This window comes from Nostoc sp., assembly GCF_036918245.1.
Classification (GTDB): Bacteria; Cyanobacteriota; Cyanobacteriia; order Cyanobacteriales; family Nostocaceae; genus Nostoc.
In genome coordinates, this window is sequence record NZ_JBALEF010000080.1 from 193,398 (window position 1) to 215,761 (window position 22,364).

At 39.7% G+C, this 22,364-nt stretch carries 20 protein-coding genes; 11 read left to right on the forward strand and 9 right to left on the reverse strand.

Annotated elements, in window-relative coordinates; all coding sequences use genetic code 11:
* Positions 1-65 precede the first annotated feature (65 nt).
* From V7L12_RS22745 to V7L12_RS22770, 6 genes are all read right to left on the reverse strand, one after another.
* Positions 66-1,043, reverse strand: coding sequence for a glycosyltransferase family 2 protein (locus V7L12_RS22745; RefSeq protein WP_335087731.1), 978 nt, complete (start codon positions 1,041-1,043; stop codon positions 66-68).
* 69 nt (positions 1,044-1,112) lie between these two features.
* Positions 1,113-2,081 (reverse strand): glycosyltransferase family 2 protein, encoded by a 969-nt coding sequence (locus V7L12_RS22750; protein ID WP_335087733.1) that lies wholly within the window; start codon positions 2,079-2,081, stop codon positions 1,113-1,115.
* A 63-nt stretch (positions 2,082-2,144) separates the two neighbouring features.
* Positions 2,145-3,209 carry a polysaccharide pyruvyl transferase family protein gene (locus V7L12_RS22755; RefSeq protein WP_335087734.1) on the reverse strand — a complete coding sequence of 355 codons (1,065 nt, stop codon included), beginning with the start codon at positions 3,207-3,209 and terminating at the stop codon, positions 2,145-2,147.
* A 124-nt stretch (positions 3,210-3,333) separates the two neighbouring features.
* Complete coding sequence (locus V7L12_RS22760; protein ID WP_335087736.1) at positions 3,334-4,605, reverse strand: lipopolysaccharide biosynthesis protein; 1,272 nt, start codon at positions 4,603-4,605, stop codon at positions 3,334-3,336.
* A gap of 47 nt (positions 4,606-4,652) precedes the next feature.
* On the reverse strand, positions 4,653-5,945 hold the full coding sequence (locus V7L12_RS22765) for an O-antigen ligase family protein (protein ID WP_335087738.1): 1,293 nt from the start codon (positions 5,943-5,945) through the stop codon (positions 4,653-4,655).
* A complete protein-coding gene (locus tag V7L12_RS22770) occupies positions 5,942-7,390 on the reverse strand; it encodes a GumC family protein (protein ID WP_335087740.1) in 1,449 nt (482 codons plus the stop codon). Before V7L12_RS22770 ends, V7L12_RS22765 begins: the two co-directional genes overlap by 4 nt.
* 314 nt (positions 7,391-7,704) lie before the next feature.
* On the opposite strand from V7L12_RS22770, the gene V7L12_RS22775 reads away from it, so the two are divergent.
* From V7L12_RS22775 to V7L12_RS22785, 3 genes are all read left to right on the forward strand, one after another.
* Complete coding sequence (locus V7L12_RS22775; protein WP_335087742.1) at positions 7,705-9,843, forward strand: hypothetical protein; 2,139 nt, start codon at positions 7,705-7,707, stop codon at positions 9,841-9,843.
* Between the two features lie 393 nt (positions 9,844-10,236).
* Positions 10,237-11,655 (forward strand): ATP-binding protein, encoded by a 1,419-nt coding sequence (locus tag V7L12_RS22780; RefSeq protein ID WP_335087744.1) that lies wholly within the window; start codon positions 10,237-10,239, stop codon positions 11,653-11,655.
* Positions 11,656-11,677: 22 nt separating this feature from the next.
* Entirely contained in the window at positions 11,678-12,358 is a 681-nt protein-coding gene (locus tag V7L12_RS22785; RefSeq protein WP_335087747.1) for a response regulator transcription factor, read from the forward strand.
* A 2-nt stretch (positions 12,359-12,360) separates the two neighbouring features.
* On the opposite strand, the gene V7L12_RS22790 is transcribed toward V7L12_RS22785, so the two are convergent.
* Positions 12,361-12,654, reverse strand: a complete 294-nt coding sequence (locus tag V7L12_RS22790; protein ID WP_292778151.1) for a hypothetical protein — start codon at positions 12,652-12,654, stop codon at positions 12,361-12,363.
* 1,000 nt (positions 12,655-13,654) lie between these two features.
* On the opposite strand from V7L12_RS22790, the gene V7L12_RS22795 reads away from it, so the two are divergent.
* The 4 genes from V7L12_RS22795 to V7L12_RS22810 all read left to right on the forward strand — a co-directional run bounded on the left by V7L12_RS22795 (position 13,655) and on the right by V7L12_RS22810 (position 16,147).
* A complete protein-coding gene (locus tag V7L12_RS22795) occupies positions 13,655-14,470 on the forward strand; it encodes a WecB/TagA/CpsF family glycosyltransferase (protein ID WP_335087749.1) in 816 nt (271 codons plus the stop codon).
* Positions 14,471-14,517: 47 nt separating this feature from the next.
* Positions 14,518-14,697, forward strand: a complete 180-nt coding sequence (locus V7L12_RS22800) for an STAS domain-containing protein (protein WP_335087751.1) — start codon at positions 14,518-14,520, stop codon at positions 14,695-14,697.
* Between the two features lie 239 nt (positions 14,698-14,936).
* Positions 14,937-15,596, forward strand: coding sequence for a sugar transferase (locus tag V7L12_RS22805; RefSeq protein ID WP_335087869.1), 660 nt, complete (start codon positions 14,937-14,939; stop codon positions 15,594-15,596).
* Between the two features lie 89 nt (positions 15,597-15,685).
* Positions 15,686-16,147 (forward strand): hypothetical protein, encoded by a 462-nt coding sequence (locus V7L12_RS22810; RefSeq protein WP_335087753.1) that lies wholly within the window; start codon positions 15,686-15,688, stop codon positions 16,145-16,147.
* A 5-nt stretch (positions 16,148-16,152) separates the two neighbouring features.
* Here the strand turns inward: V7L12_RS22810 and V7L12_RS22815 are convergent, their stop codons facing one another.
* Positions 16,153-16,950, reverse strand: a complete 798-nt coding sequence (locus V7L12_RS22815; RefSeq protein ID WP_335087755.1) for a hypothetical protein — start codon at positions 16,948-16,950, stop codon at positions 16,153-16,155.
* Between the two features lie 353 nt (positions 16,951-17,303).
* Here V7L12_RS22815 and V7L12_RS22820 point away from each other — a divergent pair, with 353 nt between their 5' ends.
* A complete protein-coding gene (locus tag V7L12_RS22820) occupies positions 17,304-17,750 on the forward strand; it encodes a TOBE domain-containing protein (RefSeq protein ID WP_334928146.1) in 447 nt (148 codons plus the stop codon).
* Positions 17,751-17,902: 152 nt separating this feature from the next.
* Here the strand turns inward: V7L12_RS22820 and shc are convergent, their stop codons facing one another.
* The gene (shc, locus tag V7L12_RS22825) at positions 17,903-19,819 is read right to left on the reverse strand and encodes a squalene--hopene cyclase (protein ID WP_335087757.1); all 1,917 of its coding nucleotides are present in this window, start codon (positions 19,817-19,819) and stop codon (positions 17,903-17,905) included.
* A 124-nt stretch (positions 19,820-19,943) separates the two neighbouring features.
* Between shc and V7L12_RS22830 the strand changes: the two genes are divergently transcribed.
* The 3 genes from V7L12_RS22830 (at position 19,944) to V7L12_RS22840 (ending at position 22,350) form a co-directional block, all read left to right on the forward strand.
* Positions 19,944-21,233: a glycosyltransferase gene (locus tag V7L12_RS22830; RefSeq protein WP_335087759.1), complete on the forward strand. Its 1,290-nt coding sequence runs from the start codon at positions 19,944-19,946 to the stop codon at positions 21,231-21,233.
* An 80-nt stretch (positions 21,234-21,313) separates the two neighbouring features.
* Positions 21,314-21,550, forward strand: coding sequence for a hypothetical protein (locus V7L12_RS22835; protein ID WP_335072878.1), 237 nt, complete (start codon positions 21,314-21,316; stop codon positions 21,548-21,550).
* Positions 21,547-22,350, forward strand: a complete 804-nt coding sequence (locus V7L12_RS22840; RefSeq protein WP_335087761.1) for a nucleotidyl transferase AbiEii/AbiGii toxin family protein — start codon at positions 21,547-21,549, stop codon at positions 22,348-22,350. The genes V7L12_RS22835 and V7L12_RS22840 overlap by 4 nt, the downstream gene beginning before the upstream one ends.
* Positions 22,351-22,364: the final 14 nt, after the last annotated feature.

A 22,364-nucleotide genomic window follows, 5' to 3' on the forward strand; every position in this document is an offset into this window, starting at 1 on the left:
AGACTGAGTAACTATGCATTTGAGTTACCAAGTGGCAAGTACTACAACTTACCTCAACCGATTCTTTATTCATGAATATTTAATTTTTGAATATGAGTAACGCGAATTTTACTAATAATCTGGAGCAAGTATCCAGAAATATTATCTATAAGTATTTTTTTCAAAAACAATTTAATCAGTAGCTTTTGAGTTTCCTTTTGCAGGAGAATTTTTGGATATAGCTGAATTGCCTTCCCCAATTTTTTACTTGCTTTTTCAACTCCTTCATCACCTGGAATTCTTGTTAGGCAGAGCCTACAAGAATATCGGTAGACATAAGCTAAACTATGATTTTTCAAGATTTGAATTTCTGGCGATCCTGATTGAAAAGCTCGCTCCAATACTTTGAACTGACAGTCTTCCATAAATTCAACTTTAGATGACATTGAATTTGAAGATTGACGATAAAAAATCTGCGGTTTGGTAACTACAACAAACGACCATTTTGCAGCTAAACGCAGCCAATAGTCCCAATCTGCTGCTCCTGATACTGAAGGTTCAAACTCTCCTACAGATTCAATCGCTTGCTTACAGATTAAGGGATTTGAACCACTAGCAATGAAGTTCCAGGTTAATAAACTAGCCAAAACATTACCTTGGAAAAAGATAGGCTGATCCATATGGCAATTTCCACTTTGTTCATCCATAAAATAAGTCCAGCTATAAGCAACACCTGCCTCTGGATTTTTCTGCAAAGCTTCTAGCTGAAGTTCTAGCTTATCGGCTGTCCATAAATCGTCAGCATCAAGAAAGGCTATAAAATCTCCTTTGGCATGAGAGATACCACGATTACGAGCTACTGATAAACCTCCATTATTATAGGAAAAGACTTTTATACGACTATCTTTTAGCTCATCCAGTAGCTTAAGAGTTCCGTCTGTTGAACCATCATTGATCACAATTATCTCAAAATCAGAAAAAGTTTGTTGTTGTACTGAGACAATTGTATCGACAATTGTGCGCTCAGAATTATAAGCGGGAATAATTACAGATATAGTTGGCATATGATTTCAATAAGTTGCTAAATTCTACTAGCGAATTAGTATTAAAAGGTTGCTTTATAACAACAGCCTCTATTGCAGCCTTGGAACTGCAACAGACCTAGCCAAAGAAAAAGGTCGAGTCAAGTACTTAGCAATTCGAGGAGAAAGGACTTGCATTACCAGCCATTTCATTAAATAACGCTGAGTTAGTCTTTCTAGCAAAATCTGAGGATATAAAGAAACCGTCTTCCACAATTTACGACCAGCTTGGTTGACCTGTTCTCTATTAGTTACATGAGCCAGTTCCATGCCCGTTAAATATTGATAGATATTTGCTAGGCTTCTATTTTTAAGATTTTGTAACTCTGGTGGTGCTGCTTGAAAGCCTCTCTCCAAGACAATAAGCAAATATTTCTCCATCTTCTCAATTTTAGTTGACATAGATTTTGAAGAGTGACGATAGAGAATTTGAGGTTTGGGAACTACTGCAAAATCCCAGTGTTCTGCTACACGAAACCAATAATCCCAATCTTCCACAGAAGAAAGTGTTGGGTCGAATTCTCCAGCAGATTCAATTGCTTGTTTACGAATTAAAGGATTGGAACCATTGGAAATAAAGTTACTGAGTAATAATTTGTCATACACATTACCTTCATAGACTACATTATGACCAGGGTGAAAAATCTCTGCTGTTTCACTCATGTTCAGAGTCCAGCTATAAGTAAGTCCTGCCTCTGGATGTTTTTGCAATGCTGCTAGTTGTAGCTCTAATTTATCAGGTGTCCATAAGTCATCGGCATCAAGAAATGCAATAAACTCTCCAGTGGCATGAGAAATACCACGATTACGAGCTACTGATAGAGCAGCATTGCTGTATGAAAAAATCTTGAGACGAGAGTCTTCAACAGTCTTCACTAGTTCTAAAGTCTGATCGGTTGAGCCATCATTAATAATAATTAGTTCAAAATCAGAAAATGTTTGTTGAAGAACGGATTTTATCGTTTCTAATATAGTGCGTTCAGCATTGTAAGCGGGAATAATAACGGATATAGTTGTCATAGAGTTTAACCAGATGGAAAGTAAAAGGATTTTTGTAATTCCTAGTGTAGGTACAGAAACCAGTTAGTTTGGGAATAGTTCCAAGAGTTCTTGTGCAGCCACTTGAATTTGTGAAGGTTCTTTTACAAATCTGCAAAAGGGAATTGAGTAAGTCCAAGCTTGATAAAATGCCTCATTTTTATGGTAAGCATTAGGTAGAAAGACATGAGGAATACCCATAAGAATGCAGAGAATATGGCCATGCAAGCGGTTTGTAATAATTAGACGATGCTGTTTGAATTGATACATCCCATGATGCATATAACTTAAGGATTTAAGATGCATTGAGGAGTTATATAAGCTATTGAATCCAAAGGAATAATTATGGAAGTATTTCCAGAGATGTCGGTATATCCACTCACCAGGAATCACTGTACCTTTTTGCAAACCTTCCCGAATTCGCTCCATGCGTTCAGTTGTGTCATATTTGAAAGAAGTCCAATCTTCTACAACTAAATTAGGGAAATCAATAAAAGTCTGAGAATTACTTGGATTCAACTCTTTGTCATTTCTATAATGATACAAAATAGAGTTGCTGCGGTTATATCTCGATAATAAACCAGGTAAGTTGACCATTTCAAAAGCCATATCAGGTGCTTTAATTACCTGAGAGTTGTAGAAATATTTTAGAGCCAGTTCATAGCTGTAGTCATCACGGACAAACAAAGTCAAATTAGGATGTGAGTTGAATACATCTGCTGCTTCCATTAAATTGGTTGGTTCAACAAAATAAATACTTTGTGGTAGGATGATTATTGGTTGGTTCTGATATTTGGAAATAATCTGTTCGCGAAATTTTTGATGAGCAGTCCAAAGATCGCCTAAATTCCCTCCTCCTTGCAGGAAAATAGGAGATTTTCCAATTCTTTCTTCCATTACTTTGCTAGAAAAGTTATTAGGACTGGCAGTATATTTAATTTTTGTTTTTTGCACATTGATTAAATAAAGTACAGTACCTAACCCGATAAGATGATCGCCAATATTAGGATAGTCAGGATAGTCCAGTAATGCACACTCTTGAAATGTCTCTAATTTCCCTAGTGATTTATGCAGAAGTTCTTTCAGATGTTGCGGTTGGGTAGTAGTCATTAATTTTAGTTCCTCGTTGTTATTCGTTATTTCTCAAATGAATGAGTGTAGTTAGAAGAAGCTATTTCTATAAGAAGCCAAATTTTTACTTAGCTTTAATTAAATACTGAGAGCTATTTAATTTTTATTTTGCAATTGATAAAGATTGAGTTTTATCTAAAACATATTTACTAGCCCAAATGCTGTAAAGAGGTAATGCTAATAGATGAGTCATGAGCACCGCAACAGCTACCCAAAAAATTCCCCATTTCACAGCTACTATTAATGAAATTGTAAAAATAACAGTAAAAATTAGGTTCCAGTAAAGATTAATATGACTTTTATCTACAGAGTTAAGTAACATAGAAGCGCCATCAGCAAATGGGCGTGGTAGCGCTGACAAACAGATAACTATCAATATTGGAATTGCTGTTACCCACTTTTGCCCAAAAACAATTGGGACATAAAATGGAGCTAGACTTGACTGTAGCAAAACTAATGGAAATACAATTAAGGCAAATGTTTTTAGGCTACTAAAATAACGTTCTTGAAACTGCTTAACGTTCCCCCTAGCGGCACAAAGATGGGGATATAAAGACCAAGTCATTGTATTTATGACATTCATGCTGATTCCTAACCCAGCATTGAAAGCGAAATAGTAAATTCCTAGCGCCTGGACTCCTAAAAAACGTCCAATGATCAGGTAATCAAGATTAGCTCTTAGCTTATTTAGTAACTCAACGCCAAGAATATTTCTCGCATAACTAACAACTTCTTGCCACTTGTTAAAACTAAACGACATGGTAGGACGCCAAGGATGATTCATCAGATTGATAACAATCCACACTGGAGTCGTAATAACAATAGGTACAACAACAGCCCACATTCCCATCCCTAATAGAGCTAAACCTATAGTGAGAATATTGATTAGGATCGACTGCGTGGCATTGCATAATGCTGTAATTTTTAGGCGGTTCTCTCGCTGGATTAAGGCAGACTGAACTGCAAAGATTGGCAGCATTAAGTAGACTAATGCCATAATGCAGATAGGTAAGATAATTTGGTTATTACTATAAAACCAAGCAACTGGTAAAGCGGCAGTACACTGAATAATAAACATTACTCCACATAGTATCCAATTAAGGCAGTAAGATGTCTGACAAATAATTTTCAGATCCTTCTCTGCTGCCTGAATAATCTTAGATCCAATTCCAGATCTTAAGGTAAAAACAGTTGCAAATTCATTGGTAGTCAAAACGATTGCTATTAATCCATAATCGTAAGGATTTAACAGGTGAGATAAAGTAACTGTTGTTCCCAATCGGAACACACGATTCACTAACTCTGCTCCCCCCATCCAACCAATATTACGCACATATTGACTAGATACTTTTTGCCTTAGCTTTTTGATTAACATGAGGGTATCCTTAAGAGACAATTATATATTTTTTATCAATTTAAAATTTAAGTATAAGCAGCTTCAGGCTTCTGATGAAGAGAAGATTTAGGAAGCTGCACTTCTTCTTTGAATGCAATTCCCATGATGATTAAACCGGGATAGTATAGGTAAGCTAAAGCCTCTTGGCTATCATTAAATGTAAAAAGTAATAGAGTTACAAGAAAATACAATGCTACTCTGGCAGTTGTGCTTTTCTGTGCTTTAATCAGCAAAACTATAAAACTCAATAAAATTGGTACTAAAAAAGCGACGAAGCCAACTATCCCTTTAACAAACAAGAGACCAAACCAAGTATGGTGAGAGCCAATAGGCATTTCTGCTAATGCTTTAGGTCCTGGTGCTTCTCGAAAACCATGACCCCATATTGGAGCTTCTTTCCATTTATCCAAGGCAATCATACCTAAGGCTTCATGCACTCGTGAAGAGTCCGGTCTAGCATTATAAAATGCTTCTTTAGCATCCCTAATAGTACCAAGAAGTGACGTGCTAAAAATACCTACTAAAAAGCTAACAAACCCGATCGCAATTTGCGTAGTAGGTTTAGAAATTTTTGTAAACAACAAAACTAATATGAAAACTATTGGTAAAGCTATAAAAGATAAGCGAGAAACAGATACTACACTCATAGCTAAAGAGCCGACTATACCAATCCAGCGCCACTTATTGTTACGTTCTGCAAGAGCAAGGAAGAAGTAGATGTTTCCAATAAGACCTAGCGCAGGTGCCCAAGGTGCAAATAGAAATAGACGGACATCATTCGTACCGTAATCACTACCATAGAGATTTACATTGTAAAAAAGCTCGCCATTCTGTATTAATCTTTCAATTGGAGAAGAATATAGTTGTGCAGGCAAATGTAATATCCAAGCTAAATAAAAAAAGGGAATTAAAATCAAACTTTGAAGGCATAAGATACAGACGGCTCTATAGATTACTTGTGGTCGAATATTGAGACAGCCGCTTAATGGAAATAGTGCTAGCAAAGCCCAATCTGTAAACCAATTAATTAATGACCTGAGAGTTTGATTTGTACCTACATCATAATTTATACAGCCTACAATTGTAGCGATCGCTATAACCAGAATAGAGACAATCCAAACCCAATGTAGCCAATAAACTTTAATTATTTTGTCAATACTAGTATGCGTTGTTTGGTTCCAAAGCCGCTTACATAGGTAAAAAAATAGTATCCAGGCTAATACGAAATTTACAGGATATAAAATACCAATAAAATAAAATCCATACGTACTAATTATCCAATACCAGACAAGACTTTCTTCCAAGTTTAGAGGTTTCATTGTTCCATTCTCTTCCTCTCTGTACTCACAGTCTTATCAGACATTAAATTTTTACGTTCGCGCCACCAAAGTAACACCAGTCCAAGGGATACGAAAAGGGAGCCTAAAGTTGAACCTAGTAAAACCAATTTCTCTTTTGGTGAAGTCGGGTTCTCAGGTAATGTAGGCTGTATAACAAGTTGAATCAGTGGATAAGAGCCAAAGGTATTCGACTTGCCAATATCCAGTCTGGTCAAATTGGAGGAAAAGACCGCTCCAGCAATTTGCGTATTTCGCTTGAGTGAATCTAAGGTGCTTTCCAACTGTGTTAAATTCTTCAGCCTACTCTCAAGCTGGGTAATCTGTTGTTCTATTGCTTGAGCTTGAGCGGTGAATCCCTTTTGGTCTACCTGAACTATAACTAGTTCTTGGGAAAGAGCGTCTCGAGGAGCGCTGTTACCAGAGTTATTGCTACTAAGGCTTAACTGCTTTAGAACTGCCAAAGTAACTTTTCGCCCTAAAAGAGACTGACCTCGATCTAGCAGGGCCTGTTGAGCAGCGTCTCTTTTCGCTTGCTCTGCAATTAATGTCGGATGGTTAGGCAAAAATTTGGATTCTAAAACAACCACAGAAGCGGTAGCATCAGTATAATTTTTTAAGTTCTGTTGAAATATCTGGTCTGTTTGAAGGGTAAAAGCATCTGTAGCTTGTCCAGCAGATAGTTTTAAATTATTCGATAATTGTGCTAGGCGAGTAGTAGCCTGTTGCTGTTGACCGATTATTTCGGCTCGTTGTCTACGTAGCTGTTCAATATTGGTTGTTAGATCCTTAATTTGATCTTCAGAGTTCAAACCCGAACGTGCTTTGTAATCGGCAAGGCGCTGATGAGCATCTGCTAATTTTTTTTGCGAAGAAATTAGGGACGTTTGATAACCTATATCTCTTTGAGTAGCTTCTTGATTTCGTAGCTTGTTGAGTCTTGCTTGCAAGGCTTTGTAAAAAGCTAAAGATTTCTTTTGAGCTTCATCGGGACTCGCGCCTTCGAAGTCAACGCTCATCATGGAAGTATTAATTATTAGCTTGAGCCGAGGTTTGCCGAACTCTTCTAAAGACATATTAAGTTGATCTGCCGCCGATCTTAATATAGGTTCGCTTTCAGCAATAAATTTATAAATTTCTCTTGGATCTTGAGTAGAAAGAGCAGCGTATGGAGACACATTTTCATAATTAGCATAGCCAATGTCTGGTAAATTAATATTGGCATTTGACCATGCTCCTGGCAGATTAACAGCTGAAGAACTAGTGTAGGTCGGTGGTGTAAGCTTTAGATACAGAAAAGTTGAAGTCCAAAATGCTATGTTGGTCGCTAAACCTAGAAGTAAGTAACGCTGCCAACATCCTTGTTTCGTTACTAATTTTCTCAAACTGCTAGGGTAACCCGCAGAGATTTCTGTATGATTGGCCATTAAAAATCCTCTAAAGTCGGGAACTGGCTGCGGAATTACAAAGTCTAGGTGGGGTTTTGCGATTCGCCTAAGTAAACTTACAGGATCGTACTACATCACTGCTTAAAAATTTATTAATATTTCTTAGTAAAGTTTCCTTCTTAAACAGCAATCAGAAAACTGCCTGATGGTCAATATTGTATCAATGCAGACAGCATCCTCTAGAGTTCAATAAAATTATCCACCCAGATATCCACCTAGCTGTACCTAATTTAATTTACTTTACTTTAATTTACTTCTTGTAAAGTAAATTAAAGTAAATACTTGCAAATCTCATGAAAATAGCAATGAGCGATCGCCGTTTCTGGAGGCTGCTAGGAAAAACAACTTGTATTGCTATACTTGCGCTGGCTATTGTCGTCAAATTTACACCTCTTAAATCTAGTTGGAGTACTACATCAGGCTATCACTGGACTAATGTATCTATTGGAGGAGGTGGTTATGTTACAGGCATTTATTTGCATCCACGAGAGCGAAATTTAGCCTACATCAGAACTGATATGGGTGGCTTTTATCGTTGGAATTCAAAAGACTACAAATGGATTCCGCTAACAGATAGATTTAGGTTGCAACACAGCAATTACTACGGGGGAGAAGCCTTAGCACTTGACCCACATAACCCAGATATTGTATACATAGCAGCAGGTAAATACACTACTAACCGGGGTAGATTAGGAACAATTTTTAAATCGAGCGATCGCGGTCAAACCTGGAATAAGCTGAAAATAGACTTGCGAATGGGCGGCAATGAAACTAAACGTTGGCTAGGAGAGAGGCTAGCTGTTAATCCCTTTAATTCCAATGTTATTTTATTTGGCTCGCGGTTGAATGGGCTATGGAAGTCTTCAGATGGTGGCACAACATGGGGTAAGGTTAGCTCCTTTCCCGAAAATTTGGAAGCAAATATTGGAATTGCAGGTATTTTATTTAACAAAAATGTGTCTGGACTAGTCTATGCCAATGCTTATGGAAATGGCATATATAAATCCACTGATGCGGGTGTTACCTGGAGCAAAATACCAGGAAGCCCATTAAAAGTGAATCGAATGGCTCTCGCAAAGGACAAAGTTCTGTATGTAACGCATACGTCAGGTGTCAGCAAATATGCAAACAGTATTTGGAGCAATATCACACCAAGTAACGCCAAAACTACATTTAATGCCATTTCTGTAGATCCAGAGAATCCCAATCACCTTTTAATTGTTTATGACCAGTATGTTTCTACAACCAACGATCGTGTAATATTTCAATCTACTAATGGTGGAGCTACATGGCAACAGAAAAAGCATACCTTGAAACCTCAAGTGCCCTGGTGGCCTAAGTGGTATTTTGCCTCCGCAACCTCAGCTATTGAGTTTGACCCAAAAACTCCTGGACGGTTATGGTTAACAGACTGGTATGGAACATGGCGCACAGATAACATCAACGCAGAGTCATCTGTTTGGTCGAACTATGAAAAAGGACATGAACAGGTAGTTAGCTTCGCCCTAGTCTCACCTCGAAGTGGCTCTAAATTGTTGAGCGGTGTTGCTGATACGGATGGATTTAACCACAGCAATGGGCTAGATGTCTACCCATGTACGCAGTTTGGCGGCAAAAATAGTCCTCGGTTCCAGGATACCTATGGCCTTGCTTATAGCGAAAGCAATCCTTCACAAATGGTACGTGTTGGTGGTAATCGATGGAACAATGCTTATACGGGAGCAACTTCGGAAGATGGGGGACTGACATGGAAAAAATTTTCCTCGTTTCCAAAAAACACAATGCCGTTGCGTGTAGCCATGTCAGCAACAAATTCAAATCTATTTGTCGCAATTATTAATCAAGGAAAGGCTATTCGCACAACCAATGGCGGATTTTCTTGGAGCAAAGTATCAGGATTACCCAAAGGTCCCAAAGGCCCGTGGTACTGGGGTCAACCATTAGTAGCTGACAAATTAGATGGCAACACTTTTTACTACTACAGTGGTGGCAAGTTATACCGTAGTAAGAATGGAGGCGCATCCTTTAGGATTGTAAACTCATTATTGCCTTCAGAAAGTTGGTCTATGCTCAAAACAGTTCCGGGGATTAATGGCGAAGTCTGGCTCAGTCTTAACTCTCACGGACTTTATCGCTCAACAAATGGCGGTGTGAAATTTGCCCAGATTCCTAAAGTGAAAAAAGCTTATTTATTCGCCCTTGGTAAGGCACAGAAGGGAAGCAAAATTCCTGCACTGTATTTGTATGGGGAAATTGTTGGTATGGGCGAAGGAGTTTTTCGCTCTCTCGACAAAGGAAAAACATGGATAAATATCGCCTTTTTACACCAACCTATCGGCAATGAGCCTAATGTGATGGAGGCTAGCTGGCAGAAATTTGGACTAGTCTTTATTGGCACTAACGGTAGAGGAATATACTATGGAACTCCATAAAAAAAGTTACCATTATTTATTTGTTTCATGCAACTGATATCAGTTGGAAGAAAACCACGAAGCTAAAAGATTATTAATTTTTGCGTATTATGTTAATTTTTGTAAAAAAGATAGTAGTATGTTTTTGCGACATTATTTAATACAATTGGGTTGTTAGTATGAGGGATATTGATATGTAATATATGTACAGTTAACGCTTTTGAATGACAGATGAACACCAGCAAAGCTTTTACAGTACTGGTGTATACGGGTTTTAAGTAATATTCTAGGTAACTTTAATTAAGGTGGTAGAGATATTAGGTAGTGATAGCTATTAGCTTGATACCTTTCTTAATTCACTCATCTAGGAAAGGTAATTTTTTAAACCCTCTGCATACTAGTATTTTACTGCTAGTGTTGTTTTTATCTGGACAGCAAGTTTTCAACCTCTTGATAGCACACCTAAATCATGAGGCATCTGACCAGGTAACTCATGCTCTATTCGTAGGGCGAGAAGGAGAACGTCTACTCAATGCTGTAATAGATAATCAAGAAAAAGGTTTTCTGGAAAATTCCAGTCAGGGACGAACTAATCCTATAGATTATCGTCAGAAGAAGCCCAGCTTCCACAAAAGCTTCAACCATCTGTACAATCTCGTACAAGACAACCCTGCTCAAATAAAGCAACTTGATAAAATTAGATATATCTATAACCAGTGGCAAAGGGAGTTGAAGCAAAAAGCGCTTTCTGGTTCTGTCAGCAACTCTGCTCTGACAAAAAGCACTTTATTTGATTCCTTGCACAACGAGATTGGGAAACTCATTCAGCACGAGGAGATGCTTTTGAGGGTTCGCAACAATCGTGTACAGCACTTGAATAATATTAACACTGCGATAAACATTTTCAGCACATTAATCATTTTGTTAGTTGCAATTTTAAATATCCAGTTGTTGCATTGGCGAGTCAAACTTCCATTAAACAAATTGACACAAGTTTGTAAACTTTGGCAAGCGGGACAAATGGAAGTGCAACTCTCCCATTCTTCTATAGATGAGATCGGGCAACTAGCTGGAGTTCTTAACGCGATGGCTGATAAGACTCGTCACAGTCAACATAGTATTGAGGTGCGTAACCAACAGCTTGAAGACATGATATCTGCACTTTCTCACGACCTACGTATTCCTTTACTTGCCACTCGTAACACTTTAGACTGTATGCTCCGAGGAGCTTTTGGTTCAGTAAATGATACTTGGAAGGAAGTTTTTGAAGAGTACCATGAAGCTAATGAGGATCTACTTAAGCTTGTGGAACTCCTCTTAGATATCTCCCGTTATGAAGCACGCAGCGCTTGTTTAATGTGCGATCGCCTGAATTGGGAAAAGATTTTAATTAAAGTAATTGGGCAGATAAAAGCAACATCTACACATGAGTTAGCCTTCGTTTGTAAAACTTCTCAATTGCTGCCAACTGTCTATGGTGATGAATTAGAAATTCAAAGGGTTTTACAAAATTTACTTGATAACGCTGTGCGGGTAAGTAAGCTTAACAGGGAAATTCTGATTGAGATAACGCCTTATGGAGAAGAGCAAGTGCGGATTTCGGTGCGTGATTACGGTTCAGGAATTGCACCGCAAGCTCAGGAAAAGCTGTTCCACCGCTTTATTCAAGGACGAGGGCATCGTGGAAGAAGTGGGCTTGGTCTGTACTTGTGTCGTCAAATTATTGAGGCTCACGGAGGAAACATTGGTGTTGAAAGTTCTCTTGGAGAGGGAAGTACTTTCTGGTTTACTCTCCCAAGTGCCATAAATAAAGTTGATTGCAACGATGAATAGAATATAACCAAATGTAGCAAGAATGATGCCTAATATTGACGAAGATAAAACTGTGCGGGTTCTATTAGTTGATGATCACCCTTTAATCCGCCGAGGGATGAAAGGGCAATTTAGCCTAGAACGTGGTTTTAGTATAGTTGGAGAGGCATTGGACGGTGGAGAGGCTGTTGAATTAGCTAGCCAACTCCAACCAGATGTAGTTTTAATGGATATTGATCTACCAGTTATGGATGGGATTACAGCCACCCAGCAGATAAAAAGTAATTGCTTGACTACTTGTGTTCTAGCCTTAAGTGCATTCGACGATGATATCCAGGTCATGGGGATGCTTGCAGCTGGTGCTGATGGTTACTGTCTTAAAACCATTGAATGGGAACAGCTGATCGCCGTCATTCAATTGATACTTCAAGGTGGTGCTTATTTAGATCCTTTAATAGCTCAAAAAGTTGCTCGGATGCTTAGGTCAACCGCTGTCGCTCCCGATGTTCCTGTATCTCAGGTAATAGCGCAACCTATTCTCAGTAATCGTGAACGCGAGATTCTTAAACTTATTGCACAAGGGCGCTCAAACCAGCAGATTGCAAACCAACTCTACCTCTCACTTGGAACCGTCAAGTCTTATGTACGTATGGTTCTCAACAAACTTAGCGTTGACGATCGCGTTCAAGCAGCAGCTTTAGCCGTACGCCAAGGGTTGATTTAAGCTTAAAGGAATTTATGTAAACAGGCAGATAATTCTGTAAAAGTGGTAGCTAGTGGTGAGATGTCATTCACGAGTTGTTCTGACCACAAAATGTAAGGCTGAAGTAGTTGATGCTGGAATTGCTCAGGTATGGGCAGACATAGCACCAATACATGAGGTTCAAACAAAGTTATCTCTTCAGGCGTGGGAATACAATAATATGGAAAAACTTCTGCATTTTGTTTTAGGCAATGACTGCTGACGCGCTGCACGGTCATGACATTGCTACCAATAACCATAATTCGGTGTCTTTTCATATATTTAGACTTATCTGCAAATGGGAAATTCCTACTATACAATGGTTTTAGCGATCGTAAAGGAAGTGCGATGGCGTAACCGCCCAGCGTAGCTGATCATCAGCGTTGAATGAACGTAACAATAAGGCTTTGGGCGAATAAGTTGAGCTAAATCATCAGTTAAGAGCAAAAAGATAGAAAGAAGAAAGATTTATTTTTTCCCAGAGAGGCTCAAGTCATTAACAGATAAAAAGCATAATCAATAAAATTACAATCTGACAAGTCCACAGAATGCCATTATTACCTGACTATAGCAATGACGAGATAAACAAAACTTCTCACTCGCTACTTAAAATATTTTTACTCAACATATCATCTGTTCAACATCAATTCTGCGTGGCAATAATTGTTTGTTATCTTATTTCTGTAGTTGTCAAATCTCTGATTTTTGTGGTTTTTTATGTGGTGTAGTCAGTCAATCGGCGTTAAAAAAACAACCTATGTGAAAAAATGTAAATTCAACTAATAGCTTAGAAATTGGTTATTTTACAGTTTTGAAAAAATAAAACATCCGTTTATTTTATCGTGCTTACTTATCTTATTATGAAATTTAGACTATCTGTACGCTACAGCCAAACGGATAGTTAGCTGGATAATTTTATTCCTCATTAGGATACTGTATAAAAAATAATTTAAGTAGCCATCAGATAGTATTTTATATCGGTATTTGCGCACGAAAGTATACGTAGACTTCACTAGGTCTTTACCCAACCTTGTGAATAAACTCTCAATTATTATCAAATCTTTTATGGTACTTACAGATTAAAAAGTTAAGTATCTCAAAAGCCCTGACAGATCAAAGATTTCAATTTTGTTGCAGGTAATCCTCACTTACCAGCAGCCATAATTCTTTGTGTCGATTAATTTATAACACTGTCAGGAAATTTCCGGTGAGCAGAAAATATGGGCAATGCTCTGAATTCTACTATTTTGCAACTCCAGATGGCGAGCATTAAATTATATGGCAGACCGAGTTACTTTTCTCGATACTGATTTTGATCGTATGCCTTTATACGAAGCAATTGAACTATTAATGGTGCAGTTGCTGAAGCGGCAGGGTGGTCGCGTGTATTATGCCAACGCCCATACTATGGTAACTGCTGCCAAAAACCCAGCATTGGCAAAGGCGTTAGAGCAGAGTGATTTGTTGTTGGCAGATGGGAGCGGAGTTCGTTGGGGTAGCGCTTTCTTGGGTACACCATTGGTACATAATCTAAATGGCACTGATTTAGTTCCGGCTTTGTGCAAAGAAGGCGCAGCAAAAGGTTTATCAGTCTATTTTCTAGGTGGTAAGCCGGGTGTAGCTGAAGAAGCGGCAGCTAACCTCAAGAAAGCATATTCTGGGTTGATAATTGCCGGAACTCAGCACGGCTATTTTGCTGAAGCACAAACGCAGCAAGTATTAGAGGCTATTCGGATAGCCCGCCCCCACCTGCTGTTAGTGGCGATGGGCGTACCCCTACAGGAAATTTGGATTAACCAATACGCTAGCCAATTGCCTAGTATCACTTGTATGGGTGTGGGGGGTCTGTTCGATTTTATGGCTGAACGTGTGACCCGTGCCCCCTATCCAATTCGCTCTGTTGGCATGGAGTGGCTGTGGCGACTGGCAATGGAACCGACTCGACTTTGGCAGCGCTATATTCTAGGCAACTTTATATTTTTACGTTTAGTACTAACCTACGCGTTTGCTCGACGCCAAAGTGAAGAACAAAGTAGCCAAATCACATTAGCTGTACGAAATAAATCTGGATTTGAAAACGATTTGAACTTTTAATTCATCACCAAGACTGATTAAAAGTTGCTTGTAACACCACTCTTTGGGTGATTCATCTAGTCAAAGTAGATTTTATGGATAGTTTAGGCTTAACCGCTTTACTTAAGGGGGTTTCGTCTATATGTTCAAGTGCCTGTTGTTCGGTAATTTGCAATTTGCAAGCACCTGTTCGGATGATCTTTGAACTGACTCAGATGGATTTAGTGTTTGAAATTTATGAGAATTAGGATGCCGCCGTAAAGATGTTGAATGCTTAAACATGAAGTATTGATCGTTACCGTCATTGCAAATATCTTAAAGAACAAATTGACTGGTGACATATTTACTTGCTTAACCTATTAGAAAATCTCATTCCCGCTTTTACAGGTTACTGAAATAAGTAAATGTACAGACGATCGAGTTCATAAACTTATCTACTGAAACTGCAAATACCATGTCTAATACCTTTACTTCCCATCGTTTTGATATGCAAGTTCTAGATGATACCCATACTGTTCCTAAAGTTATACTTCCAGTTCATCCCTCTGTAATCAGTAAAGCCAAGCGAATGATTGACGTCTTGGGTGCTGTTATCGGGCTATCGATTACAGTATTCGTAGCAATTCCTGTTGCGATCGCCATTAAGTTAAATAGCCCAGGTTCTATATTTTACAGTCAAATTCGCTGTGGTTTGAATGGGCATCACTTCCGAATTTGGAAATTCCGTTCGATGTCAGTCGGAGCTGACCAACTTAAGCATCTAGTTAAGAATGAAGCTCAAAGCGATCGGATATTCAAAAATGAGAATGACCCCCGCATTACCTGTGTAGGAAGGTTTCTTCGCCGCACTAGCATAGATGAACTTCCTCAGTTTTGGAACGTGCTGCTGGGGGAAATGAGTCTAGTAGGTACCCGCCCTCCCACTCCTAATGAAGTGATACACTACTCAAAGCACCACTGGGAACGGTTGAATGTCAAGCCGGGTATGACTGGTGAATGGCAGGCTCATGGTCGCTCCAGTATTAAAGACTTTGAAGATATTGTTCACATGGACTTAGACTACCAACGTAAGTGGTCTATCGTTTATGATATTAGTCTAATCTTGAAAACTTTAAAAGTTGTGTCAAATAAGAGCGGTGCTTGCTAACGTACAGTTAATAGAAAAAAAGTTATAAGTTCACTCAAAAATAAGCTTGCAACAGTTGCTCCAAAATTGAATTGTGTAAGCGAACGCGAGTGCGTCTCCAAGAGTTGCCCGTCGTAGACATCGCAGATTCAAGTATTGTCTCTGACTCAATTAGAGGATTTAAGAGGTTGTTTGAAAAGTTTTTCGCTGTGACTTTAGGCACTTTTAGATCCCCACTAACCCACCTTAAAAAGGGACGAACCGGAATCAAAGTCCCCCTTTTTAAAGGGGATTTAGAGGGAGCTAAAACTTTTGATATCTACAAGAGAACTTTTCAAACATCCTCTAAGAGCTTTTTAGCAAAAACTTTTTCTATGTCACTGATTCACGGTGAAATCGAAAAAATAAAACTAAGACCCCATATAGGTTTTAGCATTAGCGTTCGTGCAACGACTCCACAGGAGTATCGGGTTGCGAAAAAAATGGATAAAGTCAAGCTAAGTGAGTCGCTATTAGATTTATCGACAGCAGCGGATTTGATCGGCTGGTTCAATAGTGTTAAAGAAAGCTGACCACTTTACTCAACTTCCTCACAATGAATTAACAGTTTCTCCATCGCTTCTGCTAGAGAAATCAATTCTATCCAAGAGGAACCACTAACTAAATTTTGGGCGTGAGCTAATCGGTTTCGCAACTGTTCAGCAGACTTGAGGAAACGTTCGCCAAACCGTTTTGATTTTAGTCCTAGTTGCTGGAGAAGTTCTGGTTGATTTAAAATCAACTCTCGCTTATCACAGAATTGCAGATAATCTAACAAATCGGTGGCTTCGTTTCTTTCCTGACTCTCTCGCCATAGTCGTTGAGCAACTTCTAAGCGCTCAGGTTTAAGGACTTTTTGCCAAGAATCTTGGGGATAGTAAATCCGCACCAGCCGCAGCAAATTCATTTCTAGCAGCGTTACTAAGCCAAACAGTAGCATTCGCACGGGTGCTTTTTGCAAATCACCACAGGTAACAATACCACTTACCTGATTGCAATCTAAGACAAACAATCGCGGAGTTTGTTGCAAAATGGGTAGCAACTTTATCAGTGGAGTAGAAATGGCAATTAGTTCTTTGGGATGAAACACCCGTTGATAGTCGCTACATTTACCTTTTTTGCCTGGGCTCAAACTAGAGCGTTCTACATAACCACTAATAATATCTTCCGTCTCAACGCCGATAACATCAAAATTTTGTGCTTGCATCCAATGCAGCACTTCTTTCGCCTCCGCATCAGCTGGCATAGCTTTCAGGGGTTCTGCCACGTATTCAATGGTGATATTGTTCTCAAATAAACTCCGCAGGTCTTGAGAACGTGATTTTAGGTGTTTCATCCCCCGGCTGTGAACTCACGTTAAATAATCCTACGGCACTCACGCGATCGCCAGTAAAATTTTCTGTTAGATTACCTTTGCATAGGCATCACTATCCCAACAAATACCATAGACTTTACTTTATACCATCTTAGTTGGTAATAATTTAGTGATAATTTAGACAATTTCAAGTAACAAAATATTTCGCATCTAGAAAAAAATAAATATATATGTAGTTTACTATATGAGATTAATTGATTAATTTGCGATAAAAATGCCGAAAATCCTGAGAAAAAAATGTTATTACTAAAACGACGTAACAAATTGATAATTGGTAGAATTTTACCAAGATAACTAAAATTGATAATATTATTATGCCAAGAAAAGAACAAGGATGGGTTACATTTCAAACCTCAGAGGACGAGCGGAAGATTTTAGAGGAGTTTTGCGAACAGTCTCAACGCACCAAGACTGAGATTCTGCGGGAACTTGTGCGTAGTCTCACTCAGCACTCCTCAACATCAATATCACCAGCAACTCAGCAGGAACAGCAGGAAGATATTGACTACACTCAAAAGCCTAATATAGAAAGTAGTATTCAAAAGAAATCACTAAAAGTTAGCTCTCGCAATATTCTTAAAGGTGTGGTTAAACGAGTTGTTTATGGAGCAGTTAATAGTGAGGTTACTTTGGAGATTATTCACAAAGTAGAATTAACTTCGATTATCACCAGAGCTTCCGCAGAAGAGTTGGAATTATCTGAGGGAAAAGAAGCTTATGCAGTTATTAAATCTAACGATATTGTCATTGCTAGAGAATAGAAATACGTGGATTTTGGGCGTAAGATATTAAGAGAATAAACTTTCTTCACTTGAGTATATAGTTGATGTGATCGCTTATGTAATAGCTGTTTTCGTATAAATGGAATACACGATAAGGTAGCATAGGTGTGCTACCTTACTAAAAACCAATATTAACCTTCTTTAATCGCTGCTTGATAGCGACCTAGCGCAATTAAAGGAAAGTATTGTTGATACAGATGATACTTGAGATAAAAATGGCAAGGGAAGCCAGTAGCTGTAAAGTCCGCCTCAAACCAAGTACCATCGGGCTGTTGAGTTGCTACAAGGTAGCCAATTCCTCGCTCAATCACATCAAGAGCTAATTTACCTGTTGCTTCACTTGCTGCTATTAACCCAATTAAAGCCCAAGCAGTTTGAGATGCAGTACTATTTCCTTTTCCTTTGAGACTGGGATCGTCGTAGCTGCGGCAAGTCTCACCCCAACCACTATCTGGATTTTGACATCCAACTAACCAAGCTGCTCCCCGTTCTATATTGAGTTTATACCTTTGAGGATCGATTAACGCTAAGGCTGACAAAACGCCACTGGTGCCGTAGATATAATTTACACCCCAACGACCAAACCAACAGCCTTCGGTTTCTTGTTCGTGCAAAAGATAAGTGAGCGATCGCTCCAAATTATCACTATCAATTGACAAATCACAAGCACCCAGCATTTCTACGACTCTAGCCGTAACATCTGCGGTATTTGGATCGATCATCGCTTTTAAATCGCCATAAGGAATCGAGTTGAGCCAATCTTGGTCATTATCCAAATCAAAAGCAGCCCAACCGCCTGGTTTACATTGCATAGATGCAATCCAGTTTAAGGCCCGAGCGATCGCAGCCTTCTTGATTTTTTCATTCGGAAGTTTTGCCAAATGTAGAGCCATCACCACCACCGCCGAGTCGTCTACATCGGGATAAAAGCGATTCTCAAACTCAAAAGCCCAAGCCCCTGGTTTTCCTTGGCGATTTTTGACAGCCCAATCTCCGTAATCTAAAATTTGTTTTTGCAACAACCATTCTCCAGCCTTTACTACAGCTGGATGATCTGGTGCAAAGCCAGATTCTACTAAAGCACGCATCGCCCAAGCTGTATCCCAGACGGGTGAAACACAGGGCTGTACCCGATAACTATTCTCTGTTTCAATGGCAAAGTTATCAATTGCTTGCAAACCACGTTCTACAATAGGGTCATTTGGGTCATAATCCAGACACCGCAAAGCCAGCATTGAATTCAGCATCGCCGGAATAATGCCGCCCCAGTCGCCTGTAGCTTCTTGGCGCTCTAAAATCCATTTTTCGGCAGCTTTGATACCTTCTTGACGAAAGGGTACTAAATTCAGGCTTTCTGCCAATTTGAACCCCCGATCAAGGGTAAGAAATAAATCTGTCCAATCGCCACTTTGGGGTAATTCCCACTGGACTTGATCGACACCTTCAACGTATAGTTCATCTAGGTTGATAGTTGAGTCGGTGATAAAAACAGGTTTGCGATCGCATACAATCAGTAATGGTACTGTGCTGGAACGTGCCCAGCTAGACATCTCGTAGATATTGACAGGGAAAGCATTTGGCAACAGCATCACCCAAGCTGGTAGTGAGGGAATACCGCGCCAGTTGTAGCAGCCAATCAAGGCTAGGTGTAACTTGGTAAAAATCCGAGTTTTGCTGATACCACCTTGTTGGAGAATAAAAGCTTGCGCCCGAATCATCGCCGGATCGGTTGCTGGTACACCTAGCAGTCTTAGCGCCATGTAGGCTTCAACCGAGGTGCTAAGTTCTCCACCATCACCGTAGTAAAGTTCCCAGCCGCCATGCTGCCGTTGCTCTTGACGCAGGTAGGTTTCAATTTTGTGTAAAGGTCTGGTTTGGTCTGTTCCCCAAATTTTATGCAGGAGAACAACTTCAGCAGTGATGGTGACATTAGATTCTAACTCTGCCCACCAATAACCTGCCAGATTTTGAATCGAAAGCAGATATTCTTGACTAGCTGCGATCGCTTCTACGACTTGATTGACTTTTACCCTGTCTTGTGTTTGCATCAAAAACTATTTAACCTCAACACCCAACACTAGATATGAACACGGTACTACAGCGAAAAAAATTTTTTTCCTCTATCAATAGACATAGTATTCTGTCTGAGTCACTGATAATTTGCAATAGGTCATGGATGTAATTGTATTAGGATTGATGCTCTTATCCTTGACAATTTGGTTGGGATTACTGGGTTTTTGGGGACAGTTTTGGCGGACAGACCAGCAATTAGAGTTTACAGAAACTCAGCTAGAATCGTTACCTGTGGTTTGTGCTGTAGTTCCAGCCCGTAACGAAGCCCAATTGCTACCAACTACACTGCGATCGCTCCTACTTCAAGATTATCCTGGTTCTTTCAACGTGTTTTTGGTAGACGATCGCAGTACAGACCGGACAGCAAATTTTGCCGAAGGGGTTGCCCATGCTGTCGGTAAAGCCCAGCAATTGCATATTATCTCAGGTGAATCACTGCCTGCTGGTTGGTCGGGAAAACTTTGGGCAATTGAGCAAGGTATAAAGAGCGCGAGTTTATTCGCACCTGACTATTTTTTGCTGACTGATGCAGATATCGAACACGATTCTGGTAATCTCCGCCGACTCGTTGCTAAAGCTGTGCAGGAAGATTTAGACTTGGTTTCGGTAATGGTGCGACTCAGGTGTGAAAGCTTTTGGGAAAAATTTTTGATTCCAGCTTTCATCTTTTTCTTCCAAAAACTCTATCCCTTCCGTTGGGTGAATAATCCCAACAATCCCACAGCAGGAGCCGCTGGGGGATCTATTCTGATCGCCCGTGAAGCTTTAGAGCGAATCGGGGGTATTCAAGTGATTCGCCAAGCTTTAATTGATGATTGTGCCCTTGCTAAGGCTGTTAAGAAGAGCAGGGGAGCAGGGGAGCAGGGGAGCAGGGGAGCAGGGGAGCAGAGGAGCAGGGAAGCAGGGGAGCAGGGGAGTAAGGGATACAAGGAAAATAACCATGCCCCATACCCAATGCCCAGTCAAGGGCGTATCTGGCTGGGATTGAGTAGCTTGACTCACAGCTTGCGTCCCTATGACTCGCTGGCGACGATTTGGGATATGGTTGCTCGTACTGCCTATACCCAACTGAATTATTCACCATTAATACTATTGGGAACTTTGGTGGGAATGCCTCTAATTTATTTAGCTCCACCTGTATGTGTGATTATGGGTGCAGTTTGGAGCAATTGGGCGATCGCATTTACAGGTTTATTAGGATGGCTGTTAATGACTTTCGCTTACTACCCAACAATCCGTTTTTATAAATGTTCTCCCTGGTTAGCATTGAGCTTACCTGCGATCGCTTTTCTTTATACCCTGATGACTCTAGATTCAGCACTCCGTCACTGGCAAGGGCGCGGCGGCGCTTGGAAAGGAAGAGTTTACTCCAGCCCGGATAAATTATAGTTAGAATAAAATTGAATTTCAAAATCGCTAGTGCTAATCTAAAATTAAAGATAAGCCTAAAGTGGTTGATTAAAAGAGTTATGACAACCGCAACACCAACAATTAACCCTGTTACTGTCCCCAAAAAACTGCCTTTTCTGGAGTCAATTTGTTGGCAGACTGCCGATGTCTATCGGTTCACTTCAGAAGAAATGCTGAGTCGCTACGAGCGTGGTTGGCAATATCACAACCTATTTAATAATCTTGAGGGTGAAGAACTCAATTTCCTTCAGGAACTCGCCAGACGCTATAAATCCTGGTTGCAAGTTTCTTTATGACCTTCAGGTTAGAACACCATAATCAAATTCTCACAGTTCTTGAATGCTTAGATTCTGACATACTTAGGAAGGGTTTTGCTTACTTCGGCTTCGCTCAGTACAAGTACTTCGGTGGCGGAACCCTTCTGGCATTTGATTTTGATGAATATCGCTGGAGTAAGGACGTTGATTTTATCGCCTCTGTTGGTACAGAAGGCTACAAATACCTGCGGACAGTGGTATTTGAGGGTGGGCATGAAGCATTATTTCGGGATTTAAGTAAAATCCAAGTTGGACGTAGCACAACTGACCAATATGGAATTCGGATGATCGTTTTTGTAGATAATGTGCCGATTAAAACAGAAATTATTGCCGAAACTCGTTTTCAACTAGAGCCACCAAGATATCCAAAGTGGTCACTCGTTCCCTGCTTAAGCTTCAATGACTGTTTTACCTCTAAGCTGCTGTCAAATTCTGACCGTTATGCAGATGACAGCGTTGAAGCAAGAGATTTAATCGATTTAGCAGTTCTTCGGCTGCAATCTCCAATCCCTCAAGCATCAATTGAGAAAGCTGAAAAAGCATATCAGGTTATGCGCCCTTTGAAAAGAGCGATCGCACGCTTTCAGGAAAGACCAGATTACAGGGAGAAATGCTTTCTGGGTCTGCAAGTTGATCAAGCTCAGATACCCAAAATTATCGACGGTATTGATTTACTCTCTACAGATTTAGGTTTATCTTACACTCCAAGGACTTTTCGAGAACAACATGATGTCTTTGCTGATTTAGAAACACAAATTAAAAAACGAGAAGATTCTTAAACAGGTCATGCCCA